21 protein-coding genes and 1 tRNA gene are annotated in these 21,640 nt (G+C 59.7%); 13 read left to right on the top strand and 9 right to left on the bottom strand.

Annotated features, from left to right (window positions below; all coding sequences use genetic code 11):
- Positions 1-192: 192 nt before the first annotated feature.
- Positions 193-603 (top strand): MarR family winged helix-turn-helix transcriptional regulator, encoded by a 411-nt coding sequence (locus ACGHU1_RS12685; protein WP_390587727.1) that lies wholly within the window; start codon positions 193-195, stop codon positions 601-603.
- 166 nt (positions 604-769) lie between these two features.
- Entirely contained in the window at positions 770-2,194 is a 1,425-nt protein-coding gene (locus tag ACGHU1_RS12690; protein WP_234029455.1) for an AarF/ABC1/UbiB kinase family protein, read from the top strand.
- Positions 2,195-2,518: 324 nt separating this feature from the next.
- Here the strand turns inward: ACGHU1_RS12690 and ACGHU1_RS12695 are convergent, their stop codons facing one another.
- Both ACGHU1_RS12695 and ACGHU1_RS12700 read right to left on the bottom strand, forming a co-directional pair.
- Positions 2,519-3,673, bottom strand: coding sequence for a tyrosine-type recombinase/integrase (locus tag ACGHU1_RS12695; protein ID WP_390587465.1), 1,155 nt, complete (start codon positions 3,671-3,673; stop codon positions 2,519-2,521).
- A gap of 160 nt (positions 3,674-3,833) precedes the next feature.
- A tRNA-Ser gene (locus ACGHU1_RS12700) sits at positions 3,834-3,925 on the bottom strand.
- 286 nt (positions 3,926-4,211) lie between these two features.
- Here ACGHU1_RS12700 and ACGHU1_RS12705 point away from each other — a divergent pair.
- The 3 genes from ACGHU1_RS12705 (at position 4,212) to ACGHU1_RS12715 (ending at position 6,887) form a co-directional block, all read left to right on the top strand.
- Complete coding sequence (locus ACGHU1_RS12705; RefSeq protein WP_390587468.1) at positions 4,212-5,063, top strand: DUF1134 domain-containing protein; 852 nt, start codon at positions 4,212-4,214, stop codon at positions 5,061-5,063.
- Positions 5,064-5,169: 106 nt separating this feature from the next.
- Positions 5,170-6,351, top strand: a complete 1,182-nt coding sequence (locus tag ACGHU1_RS12710; protein WP_390587470.1) for an aromatic amino acid transaminase — start codon at positions 5,170-5,172, stop codon at positions 6,349-6,351.
- A complete protein-coding gene (locus ACGHU1_RS12715) occupies positions 6,348-6,887 on the top strand; it encodes a GNAT family N-acetyltransferase (protein ID WP_390587473.1) in 540 nt (179 codons plus the stop codon). Before ACGHU1_RS12710 ends, ACGHU1_RS12715 begins: the two co-directional genes overlap by 4 nt.
- Before the next feature lie 254 nt (positions 6,888-7,141).
- Here the strand turns inward: ACGHU1_RS12715 and ACGHU1_RS12720 are convergent, their stop codons facing one another.
- Genes ACGHU1_RS12720 through ACGHU1_RS12750 form a run of 7 tightly spaced genes read right to left on the bottom strand, consistent with a single transcriptional unit; the run spans position 7,142 to position 12,910 of the window.
- Positions 7,142-8,791, bottom strand: coding sequence for a DUF885 family protein (locus tag ACGHU1_RS12720; protein WP_390587474.1), 1,650 nt, complete (start codon positions 8,789-8,791; stop codon positions 7,142-7,144).
- Positions 8,792-8,846: 55 nt separating this feature from the next.
- A complete protein-coding gene (locus ACGHU1_RS12725) occupies positions 8,847-9,464 on the bottom strand; it encodes a riboflavin synthase (RefSeq protein ID WP_390587476.1) in 618 nt (205 codons plus the stop codon).
- A 16-nt stretch (positions 9,465-9,480) separates the two neighbouring features.
- The gene (gene ribD / locus ACGHU1_RS12730; protein ID WP_390587729.1) at positions 9,481-10,479 is read right to left on the bottom strand and encodes a bifunctional diaminohydroxyphosphoribosylaminopyrimidine deaminase/5-amino-6-(5-phosphoribosylamino)uracil reductase RibD; all 999 of its coding nucleotides are present in this window, start codon (positions 10,477-10,479) and stop codon (positions 9,481-9,483) included.
- On the bottom strand, positions 10,476-10,997 hold the full coding sequence (locus tag ACGHU1_RS12735) for a hypothetical protein (RefSeq protein ID WP_390587479.1): 522 nt from the start codon (positions 10,995-10,997) through the stop codon (positions 10,476-10,478). Before ACGHU1_RS12735 ends, ribD begins: the two co-directional genes overlap by 4 nt.
- A gap of 52 nt (positions 10,998-11,049) precedes the next feature.
- Positions 11,050-11,787 (bottom strand): M48 family metallopeptidase, encoded by a 738-nt coding sequence (locus ACGHU1_RS12740; protein ID WP_390587482.1) that lies wholly within the window; start codon positions 11,785-11,787, stop codon positions 11,050-11,052.
- The gene (locus ACGHU1_RS12745; RefSeq protein ID WP_390587484.1) at positions 11,784-12,281 is read right to left on the bottom strand and encodes a YcgN family cysteine cluster protein; all 498 of its coding nucleotides are present in this window, start codon (positions 12,279-12,281) and stop codon (positions 11,784-11,786) included. The genes ACGHU1_RS12740 and ACGHU1_RS12745 overlap by 4 nt, the downstream gene beginning before the upstream one ends.
- Complete coding sequence (locus tag ACGHU1_RS12750) at positions 12,269-12,910, bottom strand: SCO family protein (RefSeq protein ID WP_390587487.1); 642 nt, start codon at positions 12,908-12,910, stop codon at positions 12,269-12,271. The genes ACGHU1_RS12745 and ACGHU1_RS12750 overlap by 13 nt, the downstream gene beginning before the upstream one ends.
- Positions 12,911-12,977: 67 nt before the next feature.
- Between ACGHU1_RS12750 and ACGHU1_RS12755 the strand changes: the two genes are divergently transcribed.
- The 8 genes from ACGHU1_RS12755 (at position 12,978) to ACGHU1_RS12790 (ending at position 21,578) form a co-directional block, all read left to right on the top strand.
- Positions 12,978-13,646: an ankyrin repeat domain-containing protein gene (locus tag ACGHU1_RS12755; RefSeq protein WP_390587489.1), complete on the top strand. Its 669-nt coding sequence runs from the start codon at positions 12,978-12,980 to the stop codon at positions 13,644-13,646.
- Between the two features lie 27 nt (positions 13,647-13,673).
- A complete protein-coding gene (locus ACGHU1_RS12760) occupies positions 13,674-14,357 on the top strand; it encodes a COQ9 family protein (RefSeq protein ID WP_390587491.1) in 684 nt (227 codons plus the stop codon).
- 137 nt (positions 14,358-14,494) lie between these two features.
- Positions 14,495-15,046 (top strand): single-stranded DNA-binding protein, encoded by a 552-nt coding sequence (ssb, locus tag ACGHU1_RS12765; protein ID WP_390587494.1) that lies wholly within the window; start codon positions 14,495-14,497, stop codon positions 15,044-15,046.
- Between the two features lie 236 nt (positions 15,047-15,282).
- Positions 15,283-16,479: a tyrosine-type recombinase/integrase gene (locus ACGHU1_RS12770; protein WP_390587496.1), complete on the top strand. Its 1,197-nt coding sequence runs from the start codon at positions 15,283-15,285 to the stop codon at positions 16,477-16,479.
- Complete coding sequence (locus ACGHU1_RS12775) at positions 16,476-18,038, top strand: site-specific integrase (RefSeq protein WP_390587498.1); 1,563 nt, start codon at positions 16,476-16,478, stop codon at positions 18,036-18,038. Before ACGHU1_RS12770 ends, ACGHU1_RS12775 begins: the two co-directional genes overlap by 4 nt.
- On the top strand, positions 18,031-20,046 hold the full coding sequence (locus ACGHU1_RS12780; RefSeq protein ID WP_390587501.1) for a hypothetical protein: 2,016 nt from the start codon (positions 18,031-18,033) through the stop codon (positions 20,044-20,046). Before ACGHU1_RS12775 ends, ACGHU1_RS12780 begins: the two co-directional genes overlap by 8 nt.
- The gene (locus ACGHU1_RS12785; protein WP_390587504.1) at positions 20,043-20,480 is read left to right on the top strand and encodes a hypothetical protein; all 438 of its coding nucleotides are present in this window, start codon (positions 20,043-20,045) and stop codon (positions 20,478-20,480) included. The genes ACGHU1_RS12780 and ACGHU1_RS12785 overlap by 4 nt, the downstream gene beginning before the upstream one ends.
- 165 nt (positions 20,481-20,645) lie before the next feature.
- Positions 20,646-21,578, top strand: a complete 933-nt coding sequence (locus ACGHU1_RS12790) for a hypothetical protein (protein WP_390587507.1) — start codon at positions 20,646-20,648, stop codon at positions 21,576-21,578.
- Positions 21,579-21,640 lie beyond the last annotated feature (62 nt).

The raw sequence follows: 21,640 nt of genomic DNA on the forward strand, positions 1-21,640 counted from the left end.
AGCCTCAGTAAAAGGTGAACGCGTCTCGCGCCCTATGAGCCGTGAGTCAGATAGTAAAGGCATTTAGCAGTTTGCATTTGGGCATCCGAGGCTATCCGACTACACAGCGCTATGGATGAAAAACCAGATACCATGTCACGGTCTCAGCGTCGGCAGAAGGTCATCACCGATGATGACCGCATTCTCTATCTTATGGACGAGATCAGTCGCGGCGCGCGCAGAGTGTACGATGCGAGGGTCGCCAGGATCGGTCTCAATCAGACACAGTGGAGGATCATCGGACAACTTCTTCGCGATCCTGCCCTTACGCAGGCTGAAATCGCCAAGAAACTGGAACTGGAATCGGCGACCATCGGCCTGGCGGTTGCAGGTCTTTGCGCACGCGGGCTGATGAAAAGGCTTCGAGCTGAGACGGATCGGCGAGCGTGGCAGCTCATCCTCACGGAGCAGCTTGACGATCTGCTGCCCGAACTGAGAGGCTCCGCGGATAGGCTTCATGGTCTGCTTTGGCGCGACATTGCCGCCGACGAGAAGCAAACGTTGCAGCAGACTCTTGAAAGGGTATCGGAAAATCTGGACCAACTCCGGGCCGAGGCTGAGTAAAATCATGGCATCGCCCCCGGAAAAGCCTATCAGCAGCATCGCTCGCGCCGCGGAGATCGGCCAAATCCTAATGAGGCACGGCGCGAAGAATCTCGCCGGAGCCCTCGGATTTATTCCCTCTTCGAGCAATGTCATCGATCCTCGCGAATTTCATCCGGCTGCAGTTGTGGCGTTCCTCCGTGACATCGGGCCAGTCGGCATAAAGCTGGGGCAACTCCTCGCCACCCGAAGCGATCTGTTTACCGAACACTGGATCACGGCATTCTCAACCCTGCACGATCAGGTGTCGTCAGTGCCCTTCGCAGATATCGAGCCCGTACTTGCTTCAAGCTGGGGTGAGGACTGGCGGAGCGACTTTGCGCAGTTCGACGAAAAGCCTTTGGCCTCTGCCTCCATAGCGCAAACCTATTCCGCCAGACTGCGGGACGGAAGCGAGGTCATCGTGAAGGTTCGGCGGCCAGGCACTGCCGCTCGGATGGAGGCTGATGTGCGCCTCCTTATACGCCTTGCCGGGATCGTGGAAGCACGGTCGCCGGACATCGCGCGTTACCGGCCAGTCGAGTTTCTGCGGACCTTCGGCCGCAATCTTGCCTGGGAGATGGACCTCGCTGCGGAATCCCGAGCCTGCGAGCGGATCGGCGCATATCTCGATACCATCGGCGTCAGGTCCCCGGCCATCCATTGGGAACTGACCGGGCTGCGGGTGAACGTTCAGGAACGCCTGTACGGCAGGCCCGCGTCTTCGCTGGGCAGCCCATCGGGCGACCCGCGGGTGGCGGCTTTCGCTAAAAGCTATGCCAACGCTGTCCTGCGGATGATCATCCTGAACGGCGAATTTCACGGCGACCCCCATCCCGGTAACGTCTTCATGATCGGCGAGCAGGATGTCGGCTTCATCGACTTTGGATCGGTCGGGACGCTCACCAAGGCCAGGCGCGACGAGATCGTCCGCCTCGTCCTTGCGATCGCTGGTGAGGAAACCAGCGATGTCGCGAATGTCCTGCTCGCATGGGCGGGGGAGCCGAAGGTGGATCGCGATGCGCTCGCGGTGGATCTGGATCAGTTGATCGGAGAGTTCAGGGGGACCGTGCTATCTGGCATCGAGTTCTCGCAGATTTTTTCCCGCGCTTTCGACCTGTTGCGGGATTATCGACTGGTTCTGCCACCTGATCTGGCCATTCTTCTGCGTACCTTGTTGACTGCAGAGGGCTTCGTCCGATCGCTGGCACCGGACTACAACATCGCCGAAGAGACCCGGCCGATCATCACGGAGCTTCTCGCCGAGCGGTTCTCGCTCGGCAGCGCTCGGTCGGGTTTGAAGAGACTTCGCGGTCAGCTGCTGGGTTTGTCGGCGTCCTTGCCCGACATACTTGCCACTGCGAACTCGATCGCAAAGTCAGGATATGTGCCGGTTCAGCTCGATCCGCTCAGTATCGAGCAGCTCGCTGGACTTCGCAATGAGCGTCAGTCCTTGAAAGGCCCTCTAGCTGCCGCATTGATCATAGCTAGCGCGTTGCTTGTCGATCAATCCTGGCTTCTGGCTGGCGGCGCGCTTGTGATTGCTGGGGTGGTGCTCATCCGAAAGTCATAATGAAGGAGCAACTTAATTCGTGCACGGTCACGATACGGCAAAGCCGAACTTAACGAGGATTTCATGCGCCTCACTTCAGCGACCAAGACGCATCGCGAAGAAAATTTTTCGACCTATTGCGATTGAAGGCTTATTTTCCTCAATCAGACGAAACTTTGGAACGGCAGCTTTCAAGCGTGTCCTCGCCTGACTTTATGGCCGCTATTGGGGCGCATAGCTGCCATCGACGCTAGTCTGAACCAACGGCAGCTTTTGGGCGAAAATCGTGACTACTCGAATGACCGGGATGGGGCGCAATGCCGCCGTGCTTTCGCGAGTGCTTATTCACCTTCCGACGCAGAAGTCTGACCATTCGCGCATCAGCTCACGCCGCTTGTCCAAATAGTTGGTACGGCGATAGGCCGCTTCCACTTTGTTGCTGACCGAGTGCGCTAGCGCCGCTTCCGCGACCTCGCCAGGATAGCTGGTTTTCTCCGCCGCCCAATCTCGGAATGCAGATCGAAAGCCGTGCACGGTGAAGGGCAGTTTTGCATATCGGAGGATCTTGAGCAGCGTCATGTCGGACATCGGGCGCAAGACGTTGCGACCGGGGAAGACCAGATCGCTGCATTCAGCGTAGTAAGGTCTGGCACGTTCGAGCACGTCGATTGCCGCATCGGTCAGCGGGACCACATGTTCCTTGCCGACCTTCATACGCTCCGCTGGGACAGTCCAGAGTTTTGCGTCCAGATTGATCTCCGCCCATTTAGCACCCCGCACTTCGCCCGATCGAGAGGCAGTCAGGATCAGGAACTCAAGCCCGAGCCGTGCGACACTCGTTCGCTTGTGCAGATGCTTCAAGAAAGTTGGGACATCCTCATAGGGCATCGCAGCGAAATGGCCGTCCTGCTTGGGCTGCCGTGGCAGCGCACGACTCAGCGAGCGCATCGGCGCTTCGGTCGCGCGCATTCCGTTTGCATAGGCCCAATCGAGCACAACGCCGATCCGTTGCTTTACGCGGCGAGCTGTCTCTGGCTTTTCCAGCCAGATGTCGAGGAGCACTTCTCGGATGAGTGGGCCCTCGATGTCATTTACGAGCCGGTCGCCGAGCTTGGGAAAAGCATAGGTTTCGAGCGTATTGATCCACTGATCCTGATGCTTCCCGTTTTTCCAGGCCGCCTTTTGCTCGGAGTGGACCTTCTCGGCAGCGGCCTTGAACGTGAGGATTTCGATTTTCTGGCGCTTGCGCTCTTCGATCGGATCAATGCCTCGCTGAATATCGCGGCGCATGTCGATCGCGCGTTCGCGGGCTTCAGCCAATGTAACTAAGTCTAGTGGCCCTTGGCCGATGTCCCTTCGGCGCCCGTTTATGGTCGCGCGCAGCACCCAATACCCCTTTTTTGGGGCGGTGAGCAGCAGCGATAGGCCATCGCCATCCATGTAGCGGCCAGGTTTAGTGAGAGCTCGAATCTGAGCAGCGGAAAGTTTTCTCATAGCCATCCATCCTGGTTCTCTTCCCACATCTGCTCCCACAATGGTGGGTAGAAAGTGTGGGAAGGGTTAGAACAAAATAAGAACTAGAGATTCCGATGCAAGTCCAGAAAACCGCAGAATTCTGCGGCTTTCAGGGACTTTCTGGGATCTCTTGGGATGGTATAGGTGGCGGAGACGGAGGGATTCGAACCCTCGATACCCGTTAAAGAGTATGGTTCCTTAGCAGGGAACTGGTTTCAGCCACTCACCCACGTCTCCGCATGTCGCGTCAGCTTTCGGACTGCGAGCCGCGCGCTATAATGGGCGTTATGCGCAGCGGCAAGCGCGGATGCGACACTTTTTGCATTTGCGCGGCTTTCTTTATGCGATTCCGCTTGTGTTCAGATGCTTGCTGGCAGGCACGTGAGCCTAGTCCCGCGATTCGCTTCACCGCATTTTCGATTCGCTCTGCCGCTCGCCCCCTTGCCGTGCGCAGGCATAGCGCGTCTTCTTTCCGGTGGAGAGATGTGCGGGCAATCAGGTCCGCGCCTTAAGGAAGATTTCCATGACCATCCGCACCATCATCGCAGCGAACAGGAAACTGGCAGGCCATGTGGCGGCCGCTATCGGCGCTGCGGCGCTCGCATTCTCCCCGGCCCACGCGCAAGAGATGGAAAGTTTCGACCCTGACGAGGCCTATTCCTCGGCCCAGGATCAAAGCGGCGCGATCGACGCCGATCTCCAGCAGGGCGAGCTTCGTTCCGGTCAGCCCTCTGACTTGCCGCCGCTCGGCGGCCCGCAGCCTGTTCCGGCAGAAAGCAGCGAACCTGCCGAGGTCGTCACCACACCCGGCACCGCTTCAGACATTGCGCCCGCTTACGATCCAGCCGCTCCGGCGGATGGGACAGACGCTGTTTCCAGCGTGGATGAGGCCAGCACTTACGGGGAAGACGATCTGATCGGCGCAGCCGAAGGCGTCTTTGGCAAGGGGGCCGAGGGTCTTGCCCGGATGATCGAGGACCTGCTCAGCAAACAGGGTGAACCCAACGGATATATCGTGGGGCGTGAAGCTGGCGGCGCCTTCATCGTTGGCGCGCGGTACGGTTCGGGCACGTTGTTTCACAAGGTTGAGGGCGAGAAAAAGGTTTACTGGACCGGTCCGTCGGTCGGCTTTGATGCGGGCGCAAATGCCGCCAACACATTCGTGCTCGTCTACAACCTTTTCGACACCGAAGAATTGTTTGAACGTTTTCCGGCGGGCGAAGGTCAGGCCTATCTGGTTGGCGGGGTGCATGCGAGCTACATGCGCAAAGGAGATATCGTCCTGATCCCGATCCGCATGGGCGCGGGCGTGCGTCTGGGTATCAATGCGGGCTACATGAAATTCTCAAAGAAGCAGCGCTGGTTGCCCTTCTGAGGTTGCACAATCGCCGATAATCGCACTGCAAAAAGCGGGCGAATTCGGCACTACCTGACAAAAGGCGGTTGCGGCCCACGCTTTCGCACGGCATTCGGCGAGCATCATGCTGCACCGACTCGAAGAACAATCGCCCGACGCGCTGCTCGCGCTCATTAAAATGCACGCCGCCGATGATCGTCCCGACAAGGTTGATCTGGGCGTTGGCGTCTATCGCACCGGGCAGGGCGACACGCCGGTGTTCCGTTCGATCAAGGCGGCCGAGCAGCAGCTTGTTGATGAGCAGGATTCCAAAAGCTATCTCGGGCCGGAAGGCGACATGGGCTTCGTCAACGCGCTTATGCCGTATATTTTCGGCGAGGACGCGACGATGGGTGGACGCATCGCCGGGATGCAGACGCCGGGCGGGACTGGCGCGGTCAGGCTGGCACTTGCGCTCGCGCAGAAGGCCGGGCTGAAGAAACTTCACATGGGCACGCCAAGCTGGCCCAATCACGCGCAGATTATCAATGATATTGCGCTCGACCTCGAAACGTTTGACCACGCCAATCCCGATGGCACCGCCAATGTCGAGGCTGCGCTGTCGGCAATTCGCGGGGCCGGGCCGGACGAGGCGATTTTGCTTCACGGCTGCTGCCACAATCCGAGCGGTATTGATTACACGGCAGAGGATTGGGAAAAGCTGGGCGATGCCATCGCGGAAACCGGTATTTTCCCGGTTATCGACACAGCGTATCACGGCCTTGGCAACGGTCTGGACGAAGACGTGACGGGCCTACGCAGCGTTCTGGCCAAGGTGCCGGAGGCATTCATCGCCTATAGCTGCGACAAGAATTTCGGCATGTACCGCGACCGTGTGGGCGCGTTTTACATCCTCGCCGATGGCGGGGAGACGCTGGACAAGGCGTTTACCAACGCAAACGCGCTGGCCCGCGCCAGCTGGTCAATGCCGCCCGATCACGGAGCAGCGGCGGTCCGGCTGATCCTGCGGGATAGCAAATTGACCGCGATGTGGACCGACGAGCTTGACCAGATGCGCGAACGCATGCGGCAGGTCCGCGCTGCGCTGGCCGATGCAGGCACGGCGGGCAGCGTCGATCTGACCCCGCTGGGCCGCCAGAACGGCCTTTTCTCCACGCTTCCGGTGAGCAAGGATCAGGTCAAAGAGCTGCGGGAGAAGCACGGCATTTACATGGCCGGATCGGGCCGCATCAACATTGCGGGCCTCACCACGAACAACATCGACAAGTTCGTGGACGCCTTGGCGGACGTAACCGGTTCTGCGTGAACCGCCAGCCGGTCCTCGAAAACGAGCGGCTGCTGATCCGTCCGCTGACCCCCGATGATTGGGACGCGCTGTTTGCGGTGGCGAGTGATCCAGCGATCTGGGAACAGCACCCCATGCATGACCGCTGGCGGGTCGACGTGTTTCGCGCGTTTTTTGAAGACGCTCTGGCCAAGGGCGGGGCGCTGGCGATCATTGACAAGCAGACGGACGAAATCATCGGATCTTCGCGCTTTCAGGATTATGACGCGGACGAGGGCGGCTCGGTCGAGATCGGTTGGACGTTTCTTGCTCGCAAATATTGGGGCAAGGGCATTAATGCCGAGGTGAAACGGGCGATGCTGGCCCATGCCTTCGAATTTGTAGAGCGGGTGGATTTCCGCGTCGGCGAGACGAATTACCGCTCGCAAATCGCGCTTGAAAATATCGGAGCCGAACGCACGCGGCGAACCGAGCTGACGCGGTATCAGGGCGCGCGGGTGCTTCACAAAATCTTCGAAATCACGCGCGACGGTTTTGAGGCCGGCCCGCTCGCATAGCGCATTGCGCCGTTGGGAACGCGTGACAAATCGGCGCAGGTGTCATGCGTGGCCTTTTGGCTTAAGCTTATGAAATATATCAGAATAGTGGTTGTATGATCTGGGTGACAATTGTCCAACATAGTGCGCGCATCTTAAAGGCGCGCGTTTGCGGCAAATGGGCGATCGACAATGGGAAAGAGCAACCCTGCCGCTATTCGTTTTGCAGCCTGTAGGAAAGTTTGCGCCCGCCCACTGACCGCTACGAAGAACCGCTATGGCTGCGGAATTGGCGGCGTGTTCCAGAACGCCGCGACCTCATCGGCCTCACCCGTCATTTCATATCGGGTCAGCGCAATCGGGAGCCTCCCATTGGCGAGGAACCGGTCGTGAAATTCGCGCAGCGAAAACTCCTCGCCCAGCTGCACGGCGCGGTCCGCCAGCAGCGCATCCATCTGCAATTTGCCGATGGTATAGGCGACGCCGTAACCGGGCGGGCGGCGCAGATAAATCTCCGCATCGACGCGCGCGACATCCTCATCGAGCCACGGTGTCTTGGCCTTCATGTAATCGACCGCCTCGCGCACATCCCAGACATTTTGCTGCATCCGCGCATCGGCGGGGACGCGGGCGGCGCGGAATATGCCGAAGATTTGCATGTATTCATCCGCGCGCGGTGAATGCGCGGTGGCTCCGGTGATCGACAGCGCCTCTTCCAGATAGGTGGCCCAACCTTCTGCGCGCCCGCCATCGCTGTACTGGCTGCGGATCGGGCGATCATCGCGCGCCGATACAGCCGCATCGAAACGGTGGCCGGGAATGACGGCGTGCAGGTGATCGGGAATCGGGTCCCTGAACTGGATCTGCTCCCAGAAATTGGGGCCGCCTGGGCGTTCGATAAAGGGCGTGTTGCTGCCCAGCGCGCCGACATAATCGGGGATCGTGATGATATCTTCGCGCACCAGAAAATCGCGCACGATCTGGTCCGTCTCAGCGATTTTGGCCCGCTGTTCCTCGGCGGTGGCGGAAAGGGAGAGTTCCGGTTCATTGCGATTACGATGGCGCAGCAGGGCGAGCGCGGCGGTCATCCGTTCATGTTCGCGCTCGGCCAGCGTTATCATGGTCGCTGCGTCCAGCGGGATCATGCGGACATGGCGGATATACCAGTCATACCGCGCCGCGCCGACCCCGGCGGCAGCGGTCATGGCGGCGCGGTCTGCGCGCAGCCAGTCCCTGAACGCGGTCAACGCATCGCGGGCGGCGCGCACGTCCGGGGCGAGGTCCGGGCGCTGTGTAAGGCTGCGTTCAAGCAAGTCATCATACCAGCCAATAATTCCGGGCGGCGGCACCGCGCGGTAGGGGTGATAATGGTTCACCCCGTCACTGTTTTCGAGGTTGTGAAGCGCCAGATCGGCAAAATCGCCTGCAACTTCGGTCAGGTTAGCGCGCGCGGCATCCAGCATTTGCGGCACGGCAATCAGGCGGGCGCGCAGGACGGCGACATCGTCTTCGCTGCCGGACAGATCGGTGAAGGCCACTTTCATCAATGGATCGAGGTAAAAGCCCGGATCGCGTTTCCACGGGCGCAGCACCTCCAGATTGAACCGGTATCCATTGAGCAGCGATTTGACGGCTAGATAATCGACCTGCTGCGCGCGGGTCCAGTTTGCAACGTCCAACGCGGCAAGATCGGCCTCGAACCGATCAAGCCCGGCCAGCTTCTCCTGCATCAGCGCATCGCCGTATACTTCGCCAACGCGAGCGCCGCTGTCCAACACTACACTTGCCGTGAAGCCGGGGACCATGAATTCGCGCAGCTCCGCATGGACCTCCAGCAGATCGTCATAATCCTGCGCGGTCACAGGCGGCGCGGCGGCCGCCAAGACCATTGCCATGAAAATCGCGAGTGTGCGTATCAGCTTCATATTGCCCTCCGGCGGCCACGTGCGCCGGACAAAGCCTACGAAGCGATGGCGCTGCCTACAATGCCAAACCCTGCATCCGTTTCAGATACCGGGCGAGGACGTCGATCTCCAGATTGACCTGGTCCCCTTCCTTCAGCGAGCCGAGCGTGGTGACTTCGCCGGTATGCGGGATGATGTTGAGCGCAAAATCGCAGGTGCGGTCGGGCTGGTCGCGCACGTCGTTGACCGTCAGCGATACGCCGTCGACCGTGATTGATCCTTTTTCAGCGATATAGGGCGCCATGTTGGGCAGGGCGCGAATGACCACGCGCCAGCTATCGCCGTCTTGTTTTGTAATCACCACTTCGCCCACCGCATCGACATGGCCAGTTACGATGTGCCCGCCCAGTTCGTCTCCGACGCGTAGGGAAGGTTCAATATTGATCTGGCGGCCCTCTTTCCACATCCCGAAAACGGAGCGCGAAATGGTCTCGCCCGAAACATCGACATCGAACCACGCATCGCCTGCGCTGCCGCCGCGATCGACGACGGTCAGGCACACGCCGGAACATGCGATGGACGCGCCGATATCGATGCGTGCCGGGTCCAGCGGGGCGTTGATGCGCACCCGCGTATCGCCGCGTTTCTCGATGCTGGAAATGGTGCCGATGGCTGTGACAATACCGGTGAACATATCGCGCGTGCTCCTGTTAGCGGGTCCGCTGATAGGCGGTGAATTCATCGCTGCCAAGCTGCCGCCGCTCGGCCAGCGTCCAGCGTTTATGCGCGCTGGCAAGGCCCGCTTCGCCGGTTAGTCCCAGCGCGCCGATACCGTGGAGCCCATCGCCGATTATGATGGGCGCGCGGTAGAGGTGCAATTCATCGACAAGGTCTTCGGCGAGGAAGCTCGCCGCGGTCTGCGCGCCGCCTTCGACATAAAGGTATTGCACGCCTTCAAGCGCGCCGATCTGGTCTGGGCGATTGATGACGGTCACGCCTTCGGGGGCAACCCCGCGGGAGAGCAGGATGCGGCGCGGGCTGCGTTCTTCAAGACCGGGGATTCGCACATCGAGGCGCGGGCGGTCGCTGCGCCAGGTCGATCCTCCGACCAGGATCGCTTCATGGCGCGCGCGGTGTGCGTGAACATGGGCGCGGGCGTGCTCCCCCGTGATCCACTGACTGGTTCCGTCAGACAGCGCGATGCACCCGTCGAGTGATACCGCCAGTTTTAGCGTTACGTGCGGGCGGCCCAGTTTCTGCCGCGTCAGATAGCCTGCGAGGCTGGCGGCGGAAGCGGCATCTTCCAGCACCGCCGAATCAATCCCTGCGCGCTTGAGCCGCGCGATCCCGGCGCCCGATGTGCGCGGATCAGGGTCAAGCTGGCCGATCACGGCGCGCGATGGGCGGGCCTTTGCAACCAGATCGCTGCACGCAGGGCCGCGCTGCGATTCGTGCGCGCACGGCTCCAGCGTGACGTAGAGAGTGGCTCCCGCGGCGCCCTTGCCGGCGCTGTCCAGCAGCCCGGCCTCGGCATGGGGTCTGCCGCCCGGCTGGGTCCAGCCGCGCGCGATAAGCCGGTTATCTTTTACAAGCAGCGCGCCAACGCCGGGATTGGGGCTGGAAAGCGGGCGCGCCCTTGCCGCCAGCCTTGCGGCTGCGGCCATCCAGTCTTGGTCGCTGGGCGGATCAAAACTCGAGCGCGAGCTTATGGGGTGTCATCCCCGCTGGATGTTCCTACGCCTGTGGTGCGGGCATTCTCGCCGTCCCCGCCGGTTTCGCCGGTTTCGCCGGTTTCGCTGTCGGCTCCGAACAGTTCGGCGCGGCGCTCTTCCTCGGCGGCTTCTTCTGCAGCGCGGCGGGCATCGGCCTCTGCCGCGATTTCGTCCACGTCCATTCCGGCAGCTTCGCCCAAAGCCATGTAAAGATCGCGTTTCCGCTGGGCGAGCCGTTCAGCCTGTGCCTCGCGCAGCTCCTTCACCTCCTGGTTTGCCTCGTTCGTGGCGATGATTTCGGCATCGGTCCGGCCCGGCTCAAAGGTGGTGATATAGGCGATTGTCGGGCGTTCGGGGTCTTTGTAGACCGTCTCTCCTCCCAGCCAGTAAAAGATGATGCCGAACGGGATCATCGAAGCGGCGAGGATCGGCCAGCGCAGCGGATTGGGCTTGCGAAATTCCTGCCAGAAATCGAGCACGCCCGAAGTGGGATTGAAACGCGACAGTGAAGACATCGCGCCAATATAGGGGGCAATGCGCGCCAGCGCCAGATGTCAGCTGCGCATCCTAGCCAAAGCTGGCGTAAAGCGTGCGCCCGCGTTCTTTTAGCCAGCGATCCGCGCGCGCAATATCAGCGTCGTATATCTCCGCGAGCAAGGCGTGAAATGCCGGGCTGTGATCAAAATGGACGAGATGCGCGACTTCATGCGCGACGACAGAGCGGCGGACATGATGCGGCGCCTGCACCAGCCGCCAGTTGAGCCGGATCGTGCCGCGTTCGCTGCAACTGCCCCAGCGTTTTTGCGCGCGGGAAATCGCGACGGGCACCGGATCAAGCTGCGCGCGGCTGCAATAATGCACGGCATCAGCTTCGAAATGAGCGAGCGCGCGGCGTTCCAGCCATCGCTGAATACGCGATGCAATGCCTGCTTCCGGTCCGCCAAGGCGCAGTTCGCCGCCGGTAAGGGCAGGGCGGCGCGGCGCGGTTTCTTCCCACGCAATACGCACCTCTTCGCCCTCTATCATGATCGCCGAGCCGGGCACTGGCGCGGTGCGCTGCGGCACTTTGGCGCGCTGTGCGGCCAGCCACTCGGCGCGCGAATTAGCAAAGGCGAGCGCCTCTGCCGTGCGCGCCCAGCGCGGCATGGTGAGGCGCACTTCGCTGCCGTCGGGCGACAATCGCAGCGTGAGCCGTTTTGCCGCGGCATGGCGGCGAATGACAATAGGCACAGATGTTCCGCCCAGATCGATCCGGGGCTGAGGCTCTGGCGGGCGCTCGCTCGCAGGCTTCAGCCAGTCGATCATGCGTGCTCGCTCGCCGTGTCTGCGGTGTCCGATCCGCCCGCCGAGCTAGCCGCGCCTTCGCCCCATTCGACGATATGATGCTCTATCGGTCCCGCATCCAGTTCGCTAACGACGCGCCCCGCGACAGAGACACCGGCGCGCACCACATCCTCGCGGTCGCCGCTGATCAGGTAATGCCAGCTGCGCAGCGGCCTGCCCTCGGCGCGCAGCCGATACGCGCAGGTCGATGGCAGCCACGGCACGTCCTCGACAATGGAAAGCGTCAGGCGCAGACAGTCCGGGACGAAAGCCTTGCGGTTGCGATAATCGCTGCATTTGGCAGACCCGGTATCAAGCAGTTTGCACGCGACATTGGTGTCTTCGATGGCGCCGGTATCGGCATCCTCGATCTTGTGCAGGCAGCACCGTCCGCACCCGTCGCACAGCGCCTCCCACTCCGCGCGCGTCAGATCAGCGAGCGGCAGGTTCCAGAATTCCGGCCTCAGCGAATCCATCGTTCAAGCTCTGCGGTGACGCCTTTAACCCGTTTGTCCGTCGGAATGATGCCGAGCGGGGAGCCGTCGGGCGCAAACAGATAGGTGAAATTGGTGTGCTGCATGTCGTACCACCCGTTTTCCTGCGCCGGGAGCTTTTCAGCGGACCCGCCGAACTTCGCGATGACCGCATCCACTTCCTCCTGCGATCCCGTGAGGCCGATCAGCCGGGGATGAAACGCGCTGACAAACTGGTTCAGCGCGTCGGGCGTATCGCGGTCCGGGTCGATCGAGACAAAGATCGGCTGCACTTTCCCGGCAAGTTCCGGGTGCGCTTCTTCAAACGCCATCAGGCCGCGCGTGGCGCGCTGCACATCGGTCGGGCAGATGGCGGGGCAGGAGGTAAACCCGAAATAGATCATCCGGTATTGCCCGTCGAAATCCGACCACTTCACCGTCTCCCCTGTGTGCGAGGTCAGTTCAAATTCGCCGCCGAGCGATGAACCGCGCAAATCGACCCCATCAGCCGAGGGGCCGACCGGCCCGTCCGTCACCTCTGGTTCGCTGCAAGCGGACCCAGCGAACAGCGCCGCGCAGGCGATGGCGGTTACAAAACGATTGCGGCGAGAGGGCTTGGCTATGCGGTTCATGCTCTGCTAACTGGCTGTGACCCAAGAGGGCCGTTAAACGGGGCTCTCACAACAGGTGTGACAGGTAATGACGATGGTTCAAGACGCGCTCGCCAATCTTCGGCGCAAGATAGGACGCACAGGGGCAATTGCCAGTGCGGTTTTGGCAAGTTTGATTGCGGGCGCGGCGCTGTCGCCGGTGGCGGCGCAGATGTATTCGGCCGGATATGAATTTCTGAAAGCGGTGGATGACCGCGACGGCGACACCGTTACCCAGATGCTGAATGAACCCGGTTCGGGCGAAACCCTGGTCAACACCCGCGACATCACCAGCGGCGACACCGGCCTGCATATCGTGACCGCACGCCGCGATGCGCTGTGGATCCGGTTTCTGGTCCAGCGCGGCGCAAACCCCAACATCCGCAATGCCAAGGGTGTAACCCCGATCCAGATCGCGACGCGGCTGGGCTTTGTCGACGGTGTCGAGGAACTGATCAAAGGCGGCGCGCGGATCAATGTGGCTGACAGCCAGGGCGAAACGCCGCTGATTTCGGCTGTGCACCAGCGCAACCTGCCGCTTGTCCGCCGGATGCTGGCAGAGGGCGCAGACCCGGATCGCAATGACAATTCAGGCCGTTCTGCGCGCGATTACATCGAATTGATGAGCCAGAACACTTTGCTGAAAATGGAACTGGAAAAAGCGGACGAGGAACGCGGCGAAAAGGGAACGGAAAAACAGTACGGGCCTTCTTTCTAAGACAAGCTTTCATATATGGGCCCTGCGATGAACACTTCTCCCGATTTTTCCGACATGACCCTCGACGAGCTGCGCATTGCGCTCGCCCCCGAAATCGCAGCCTCTGCAATTTTTGACGGGTGGAACGAAACCGCGCTGGTCACCGCCGCCGACATGGCAGGCGCCGATCCAGACATTGCCAAGCTGGCATTCCCGGACAAACCGCTTGGCGGGCGCGCGATGGACATGATCGAGGCGTGGATCACCAGCGTTGACCAGCAGATGGAAGCCGCCTGGCCCAAGGAAAAGCTCGCCGAGCTAAAAATCCGCGAGCGCATTCGCACGCTGGTCGCGTTCCGGCTGGAAGCGGTCACCGATGTCGACGAGGCAGTGCGCCGTGCAATGTCGATTATGGCAATGCCGCAGAACGCGCCGCGATCGCTGCAATTGGGTTGGCGCTCCGCCGACATCATGTGGCGGCTGGCAGGCGACACCGCGACGGATTACAACCATTATACAAAACGCACGATCCTCGCCGGGATTTACAGCGCGACGCTCGCCGTGTTCGTCAACGACGATAGCGAGGGCAAGGTAAAGACCTACGAATTTCTCGACCGCCGGATCGACGGCGTGATGAAGTTTGAAAAGGCGAAAGCGAAATTCACCGGCCGCGATGTCGAATTGCCCAGCCTGACGCGCTTTTTGGGGCGGCTGCGCTACCCTTCGCGGTAGGAACCCGTATTTCAAAGGTGGAAAACGCTGCGCGCCGGTTATTCTGACTGGTGCGCTAATTGCCGTGCTGCCCTATTACATCCCAGAGAATCGCGCGGGATCATCCGCGCCAGCACGAATACGAAGAGGATATTTCGATGGCGGGTTCGCTCAACAAGGTAATGCTGATCGGCAATCTCGGGGCGGACCCCGAAATCCGCAGCTTCCAGAACGGCGGCAAGGTCGCCAATCTGCGGATCGCCACCAGCGAGACGTGGAAGGACCGCAACACCGGGGAGCGTCAGGAACGCACCGAATGGCACACGGTCGCGATCTTTTCCGAAGGTCTGGTCGGCGTGGTCGAACGCTACCTGAAAAAAGGTTCGAAGGTTTACATCGAAGGCCAGCTGCAAACCCGCAAATGGCAGGATCAAAGCGGCAATGACCGGTATTCGACCGAAGTCGTGATCCGCGGCCTTGGCGGTTCGCTCACCATGCTCGACGGCGCGCAAGGCGGCGGCGGTGGTGGTGGCGGCGGAGGTAGCTCAGGCGGTTATGGCGGTGGCGGTGGCGGCGGCGGCCAAGGCGGCGGCGGCGGCGGTGGCGGCTGGAACCAAGGGGGCGGAGGCTCCGGCGGCGGCGGTCAAGGCGGCAGCAGCCAAGGCGGCGCTGGCGGCTATGATGATCTGGACGATGACATCCCGTTTTAGCGACGGGTATGTGAGGTTCGGTAACTATCCTGAGGTAAGGGCCTGAGGATTATACGAATTCTTACAAATCGACTGTAACTAATTCAACGGCATCAGTATCAATGAGTAAGGGCTTCCTGCAGGTGTAACTGTAGGAAGCCCTTCTTGTATTATGTCTTTGACTGGGACATTTCCAACAAGCGCTTGAAGTTCATTGATGAATCTCCCATGTCATTCAGAACATTGGGGGAACATCAATGCAGACGATCTACCGCACCAAAGCCATCCGCCTAGACAGTGGCGAACGCTTTCCCCTGCTAGTCGACTGTGAGTCCGAACTGCCGGTGCTCGACGTCGTTGACTTCAGCCTCGCTTACCATCGGACTAAATCGATCAACTCCACCAAAAGCCGCGTGGGAGCTATCGGTCTTTTCCTCGAGTGGGCCGAAGCTTGTCTGATCGACATCGACGAGCGTTTCGGAAGCGGCGATCTTTTTAGTCAAGCTGAGATCGAGAGCCTTGCCACCGCCTTGGGGCAGAGCAAGCGTAAAAAGGTAATTGTTGGCGACCAAGTCCTGCCCGGCAACGTGCTCGGTGATACCCAGGCCAACAGGGTAGACTGGGTCACAGACTACATCCGCTGGCGGGCGACCGGCGTTGCGCAGGCCATGAAGATAGATGACCCGCGCGTCCCGGCCATCAACCAACGGTTTCTGCAGATCGAGAAGCAACTGAAGGCGCTAAAACGAAAGGGCGCTGGAAAAGTGCGGCTCGGGTTGACGGAGGAGCAGCAAGTCCGGCTGTTCGAGATCGTCCGGCCTGACTCGCCTGAGAATCCGTTCTATGCCGAGACGCGCTACCGCAATTTCATGCTGTTCCTGCTCTTCTATGAACTCGGGATAAGGCGAGCGGAGTCGTTGGTCTTGAAGGCCAACCATGTAAATTTACATCAAAACACCAGGATCACAATCGAACCAAATCCTGGAGATCCCAGCGATCCTCGAAAGGATCAGCCTCTTGTGAAGACGGCAGGCAGAACATTGCCGATAAGCAAGTTACTTGCTCAGACCATCCATACCTACATAACCAAGCACCGCTCTCAGGTGCCCGGCGCCAAGAAATCACCCTTCATCGTCCTCGAAAGCCGGAACGGACAGCCGCTTTCGCTCGCAAGCGTCTACGATATGTTCGTTGTCATTAGGGAGCGCTTTCCGGATGTCTTTCCATCCGACTTCTCCACGCACGTTCTTCGCCATACCTGGAACGACCGATTTATGGCAAATGCCAAGGCAAGCGGACTGAAAGACGCTCTCGCTCAGCAGGTGAACAACTACATCATGGGGTGGGCGAAGACGTCGCAGCAATCGGTCAAATACTCGCAGCGTGAAATTGAGCGCCAAGCATCGCAGCTCCTCCTAGGGATGCAACAGCAACTGTCGGAGATTGCCTTATGAATGCCGTTCTTCCGAACAGGCCTTTCGGCCGGGCCGTCGATCCGAACGAAAGGCCCATCGTTATAGATCGGCGAGGGTTCCCGGTAGATGTCTCTGGCGATCGCTGGGAGCTCAATGAACCCACTTCGAAGATCGTCTTGGACTGGTCAGTCTTGGCGCTGCGCAATGTGGAAATCGAAAATGCCTTCAAGCGCTATTTCGGCTGGCTTATCACCACGCAATCACCGGTCAGTGTGCGCAATGCCTTTCACTTTCTTCCGTGTTTCACACGAACTGCGGCTTTTCGCGCAGCAGAGGATGCCTCGATCGCGATCCCGTATCTAGCGTTCAGCGAAGCCAGTGCCGCACTGAAGAAAGCGGACCGCTGGAAATTGCATTACGCACGTCAGCTCTATCGTTGGTGTGAGGCACAGGGCTATCCCCACTTCGATTTCGAAGTTTCTTGCCAACTCGACGACTTAGTCATTGGCGGCAACACCAAAGGCCAGGCTGTTAGGTCGAAGAACCCTAAAAAAGGCCCTCTCGATGCGCAGGAAGTGGCTTCCCTGACGAATGCATTGAGAGCAGCCCGCCTAACCAATGCCATTCCGCTAGCAGAACAAGCACTGGTCTGGCTTGCGCTCTCTACGGGGAGCAACGCGATTCAATATGCTTGTCTTCGGGAAGAAGATCTTAGGGCAGAAAAGCTAGGGGATGAGGTGGTTGCATACATTCTGCAAATGCCGCGGCACAAAAAAGGTCACGTGCACCATCGCGCCGAATTTAAGGAGCGGAGGCTGACGCGTTTTGTAGGCGAACTACTAGCTGATCTGATCGCTCAAAACCGCGCCAACTACCCCGATATGGAAAGCAATCCCGCAGCACGGCCAATTCTACGTTCCAGTAGCCCTTGTTACGGTCACAATCAGCTGCTGGCCGAATGGGCATGGCACCTAAAGGCTGCCGACGTTAACAACATGCTCCAGCGTGCTGTCAAGAAGCTAGGAGTGCTCTCACGGACCGGCGAACCGTTGCATGTTACCACGCGCCGCTTCCGCTATACGCTCGCTACCCGGGCGGTCGATTCCGGGGCTTCAGCATACGAGGTGGCCGATGCCCTAGACCATTCCGACCTCCAGAATGTCGGTGTCTATTTCGACGTGCATTCGAACATTGTTGAGCACCTTGACCAGACAATGGCCGTCGCGCTCGCACCGCGCGCCCAGGCTTTCGCCAAGCTGGTCGAGAACGAGGCTAGTGCAATCCGCGGTGATGTGAGCGGGAGCCGGGTCTACCACGGTGACCGTGAGAGAGATCTAACCGAGCCTGTCGGCACCTGCGGTAATCACAGCTTCTGCAACGTCAGCGCGGCACCGCTGGCATGTTACACCTGTCCAATGTTTCAGCCGTGGATGGATGGACCTCATGACTTGGTTTTAGAGAGCCTATTGAGGAGAAGGGAAAAGAGTGTGGAGCAGGGACTCAATCAGAAGGTGATCGCAATGAACGATCACGTCATCATTGAGGTCGCGGGCGTAATCCAGCGCATCGCTGACAAGCGCGCGGAGCAGCATGGCTGAGCGGCTAATTACCCGGCCCGAGCGCAACGCGCTTGAACGGTTGGAGGCCTTCATCGCGCAGGCTCGCTACGATTGTGCCGCATTCGGCACCAACCTCGAATGGGATCGTGCGGACTGGGATGTAACGACGCATTGTCCCCGGCCGGTGAGTAAGGCGGCCCAGAAAGCGGTCCTCTACTTCACCACGCATGCTAACGGTGAGGCCAAAAGCATCGAAGGCCGCGTGCCGATGGCCGAGCCTTTCGCCAGTTTCATCAAGGCTCTCATCCGCCGAAAGCAGGATAGTCGACCGCAGGGAGATGGGCCGCTCAGCCGCATCATCAACGCTGCGCGGGATCTCCACGACCAACTCGGTGATCGCGGGCACGATCCGGTCCGCTTGACGCACGCGGATTTCGCAGCGGCTGTCGTTGCAGTTCAGAAACGCTCATCCCCGACGACCGCTTACAGGCTCGGTTGCGCGCTTCAGACGATCGCAGACACGATTGATCGGCACAGCTTGTCGGCCTCTCGCCTTAACTGGCGCAACCCGTTGAAGCGCCAGACCAACGCACTCAGCCGGATCAGCAAACACGCGAACGATGCGCGCGAGAGCAAGCTGCCGACGTCCGACGTCCTCGACGAACTTGCCCGCCTCTCGCACTTGGTGACAGACCCCAGTGATGTGGTCTGCATGAGCGTAATCAAGCTGCTTCACTGCGCGCCTTGGCGCATCGGCGAGGTGCTTGCCCTCCATGCCGATTGCGAGGTCGAGGAACAGAAAGTCGACGAGAACGGCCCCGTTTTCGACAAGGATGGCAAGCCAGTCATGCGCTACGGCCTGCGATACTGGAAGGAGAAGTCCTCCGACTCCGACGTGAAATGGATCCCGACTGTGATGGTCGATGTCGCTCGCGGGGCGATTGCTGACGTTCGTCGTCATACCGAGCCGGCAAGGGAGCTCGCACGCTGGTTGGAAGAGCATCCCGGTCGCGCCTGGCTTCCCGGCTATGATCTAGGCCCGTGGCAGACCTATACAAAGACCGAGGTCGCTGAAATGTTCGGGATGGGTTCGTGTGCCAAGTCCGGACGTCAGTGGCTAATGTTGAGAGGCATCGACGCAAGCGGACGCGACGTTCGCATTTCGCGACAGGATCTAGAGCAGGCCCTCCTGAAGGAAGTCGTGAAAGTGACCGAAGATCGCCGCGGTATGAAGCTCAGCGAACATCTCCTCCTTGTGCATCTCAACTTCCACCATAGCCGTAAGGCTACCAATCCCTGCCTGTTGTCGTTGACCCGCGACCAGCACCTTGCCGATTTCCTTGGAGGTCGCAGATCGACACGTGGACGCACCCTTTCGGTGTTCGAAAAGTTCGAGAGCCCGCTGCAGCAAGACGGTTCGGCAATGGGTATGACCAGTCACCAATTCAGGCACTGGCTCAATACCCTTGCGCAGGCTGGCGGGCTGGATCAGGCTTTGGTGGCCAGATGGTCCGGCCGAGACGATATCCAACAGAACAGCGAATACGATCATCTGACTGGACTTGAAATCGCAGAACGGTTTCGAGGAATGATGGATGAAGGGAAAATACAGGGAGCACTTGCAGACCTACACGATCGAAAGGAGCCTGCAGACCGAGCATCCTTTCGCGATACGGTGCTCGCCACGGCGCACGTAACGGACATTGGGCTTTGCGACCTTGACTGGATCAGCTCCACGTGCCCGGAATTCCAGGCTTGCGAGACCTGCGAGTTCTGTCTGGTCGAAAAAGGCAACGAAGATAGCAAGCTGCGAACCGAGCAACGCTTGGCCGATAACCGTTGGCTGCTGGAACGTGTGCAGGCAGAAGTCGAAGATGACACAATCGGTGCATCCAACCACCGTAATGCACTTCAGCAATCGATTGCCGGTTGCGAGCGCATCCTTGCTGTTCACCAGGATCCCGACATTCCCGACGGGACGCTGGTTCAACCAACAACAGCTTCACCCCGCCACTTCGATGGCCCCGGACTGGAGGACACAGTATGAGCGCTACCGGAAAAGGACGTAAGCGCGATGCCCTCACCCAGGGTGTGCAAGATCGTGTCGTCCTCCTCATCGACGAATGGAAAGAGGAATGGGGGGCATTCAGCGCCTCGGCACTTGAAAGAAAAGTCGCCAGTTGCCTCGGTATTCGGTGCACCCGACAGGGCTTGCTCAAGAAGGATGCTATCAAGACCGCTTTCGACCGTCGCAAGGCGAAAGCGGGCAAGCCAGCCAAGTCAAAATCAGCGGAAGCGGTGGTTTTAGAACAGCGGATAAAACGTCTTGAGCAGCTCCTTGCTGACAAGACGGCTCAGGTCGAACAATTACAAGAGATGGTTATCCGTTTTCGCCACAATGCCAAACTGATGGGATTTCCAGCTGATCGATTGGAAAGACCCATCGCACCCCTCATCTCTCACACCGAAAACTCGGCCTGAAAAAGGCTGGCGTTCACGCGCCAAATTGAGCCGCAGCGACTCTGCCAACACGTGCTGCGGCCACCAGCAGCGAGTAACTAGCCGCCCGCAGCGGTAGGTTAGCTCGCCCGCCCAACAAATCATCTTCGTTTTTCAACCCGGTGCTTCTGCGCCCAAGGAGGTATTATGCCCTCAAGCTATGCGGCTGCCCGCGAGGCGCTGTTCGATGAACTGCGGCAGATTGTCCCTAAGGTCTTGGAATTCGGTGACGAGGAAATAATCTCAGTATCGGAAAATGACTGGGAATTGGTCATCCGAACGGAAAACACCACGGCGAATGGCATTCCCTTCTTGTCGTTGCCCGACAAGGATTATCGGCGCAAAGGACCAGGATCGGCAATCGCTCAGCTACATCGTATGCTCGGACTCCTCGTCCGCGATCGAATGTGGAGGACGAGGGGCGGTCCTGCGCCCGATGCCGGCCTGTTCAAGACCAATCAGCTTACCGCTATGTTGCTCTACGCGAGCAAGACCGACCCACAAGAATTCATTGATGCCGTGTGGGATCCAGTTGATCTGCACGAAGGCTGGAGCGAAGCCCACGAGTGGCAATCTGATCTCGCTTTGCCTGAAACGATGAAACAGTCGCCTGCCTCCCAGCGTGGGGTCCGGCGTCCCCCACAGACCCTGCAGTGGGTCTCTGGCGTCAGCTTGCATGACGAAGTCTTCATAGATGCGCTCGCAATCTACGGCGGTGCCGCCCTTTACAGGTTGACCCGCTTCGGCCCAACGGAGCTACGCTTGCCTGTCGACCCAGGAGAAAGCATTCAGATGCCCGCAGACGGTCAGCCCGTCGGAGAAATATCCTGGAGGGGCGTCGACTTGAGATGTCTTGAACCGCTGCTTGTCGATGATCTTCGTTATGCTGGCTCATCCACCGAGTTCAAGCGAAGCTTGCGTCTGATGCTCGACGGTGACTTTCTCTGGCAGTCCACGCATTTCGGAGGCACCGCAAGTGAGACAGTTCGAGCGGAATACAATCAGCGTATGCGGCAACTATTCCTCAAGCGCGCGCGCATCGAGGCTACAATCGTAAAGCACCTCCAGCCCTTCACGTAATCACTGCTTCACAGCGGAGGCTTCATGCCCGCGGGAAGCTTGGGACGGTGATGCTCCGCTCA

Origin of the sequence: Erythrobacter sp. MTPC3, assembly GCF_042854385.1 — a bacterium.
GTDB lineage: Bacteria > Pseudomonadota > Alphaproteobacteria > Sphingomonadales > Sphingomonadaceae > Erythrobacter.

Excerpts from the sequence above, each read along its gene's own strand:
- ACGHU1_RS12740 (WP_390587482.1), bottom strand. The coding sequence starts at position 11,787 with ATGATCGACTGGCTGAAGCCTGCGAGCGAGCGCCCGCCAGAGCCTCAG.
- ACGHU1_RS12780 (WP_390587501.1), top strand. The coding sequence starts at position 18,031 with ATGGCTGAGCGGCTAATTACCCGGCCCGAGCGCAACGCGCTTGAACGG.
- ACGHU1_RS12750 (WP_390587487.1), bottom strand. The coding sequence starts at position 12,910 with ATGAACCGCATAGCCAAGCCCTCTCGCCGCAATCGTTTTGTAACCGCC.
- ssb (WP_390587494.1), top strand. The coding sequence starts at position 14,495 with ATGGCGGGTTCGCTCAACAAGGTAATGCTGATCGGCAATCTCGGGGCG.
- ACGHU1_RS12755 (WP_390587489.1), top strand. The coding sequence starts at position 12,978 with ATGACGATGGTTCAAGACGCGCTCGCCAATCTTCGGCGCAAGATAGGA.
- ACGHU1_RS12790 (WP_390587507.1), top strand. The coding sequence starts at position 20,646 with ATGCCCTCAAGCTATGCGGCTGCCCGCGAGGCGCTGTTCGATGAACTG.
- ACGHU1_RS12760 (WP_390587491.1), top strand. The coding sequence starts at position 13,674 with ATGAACACTTCTCCCGATTTTTCCGACATGACCCTCGACGAGCTGCGC.
- ACGHU1_RS12695 (WP_390587465.1), bottom strand. The coding sequence starts at position 3,673 with ATGGCTATGAGAAAACTTTCCGCTGCTCAGATTCGAGCTCTCACTAAA.
- ACGHU1_RS12785 (WP_390587504.1), top strand. The coding sequence starts at position 20,043 with ATGAGCGCTACCGGAAAAGGACGTAAGCGCGATGCCCTCACCCAGGGT.
- ACGHU1_RS12770 (WP_390587496.1), top strand. The coding sequence starts at position 15,283 with ATGCAGACGATCTACCGCACCAAAGCCATCCGCCTAGACAGTGGCGAA.
- ACGHU1_RS12725 (WP_390587476.1), bottom strand. The coding sequence starts at position 9,464 with ATGTTCACCGGTATTGTCACAGCCATCGGCACCATTTCCAGCATCGAG.
- ACGHU1_RS12705 (WP_390587468.1), top strand. The coding sequence starts at position 4,212 with ATGACCATCCGCACCATCATCGCAGCGAACAGGAAACTGGCAGGCCAT.
- ACGHU1_RS12775 (WP_390587498.1), top strand. The coding sequence starts at position 16,476 with ATGAATGCCGTTCTTCCGAACAGGCCTTTCGGCCGGGCCGTCGATCCG.
- ACGHU1_RS12720 (WP_390587474.1), bottom strand. The coding sequence starts at position 8,791 with ATGAAGCTGATACGCACACTCGCGATTTTCATGGCAATGGTCTTGGCG.
- ACGHU1_RS12735 (WP_390587479.1), bottom strand. The coding sequence starts at position 10,997 with ATGTCTTCACTGTCGCGTTTCAATCCCACTTCGGGCGTGCTCGATTTC.
- ACGHU1_RS12710 (WP_390587470.1), top strand. The coding sequence starts at position 5,170 with ATGCTGCACCGACTCGAAGAACAATCGCCCGACGCGCTGCTCGCGCTC.
- ACGHU1_RS12685 (WP_390587727.1), top strand. The coding sequence starts at position 193 with ATGGACGAGATCAGTCGCGGCGCGCGCAGAGTGTACGATGCGAGGGTC.
- ACGHU1_RS12745 (WP_390587484.1), bottom strand. The coding sequence starts at position 12,281 with ATGGATTCGCTGAGGCCGGAATTCTGGAACCTGCCGCTCGCTGATCTG.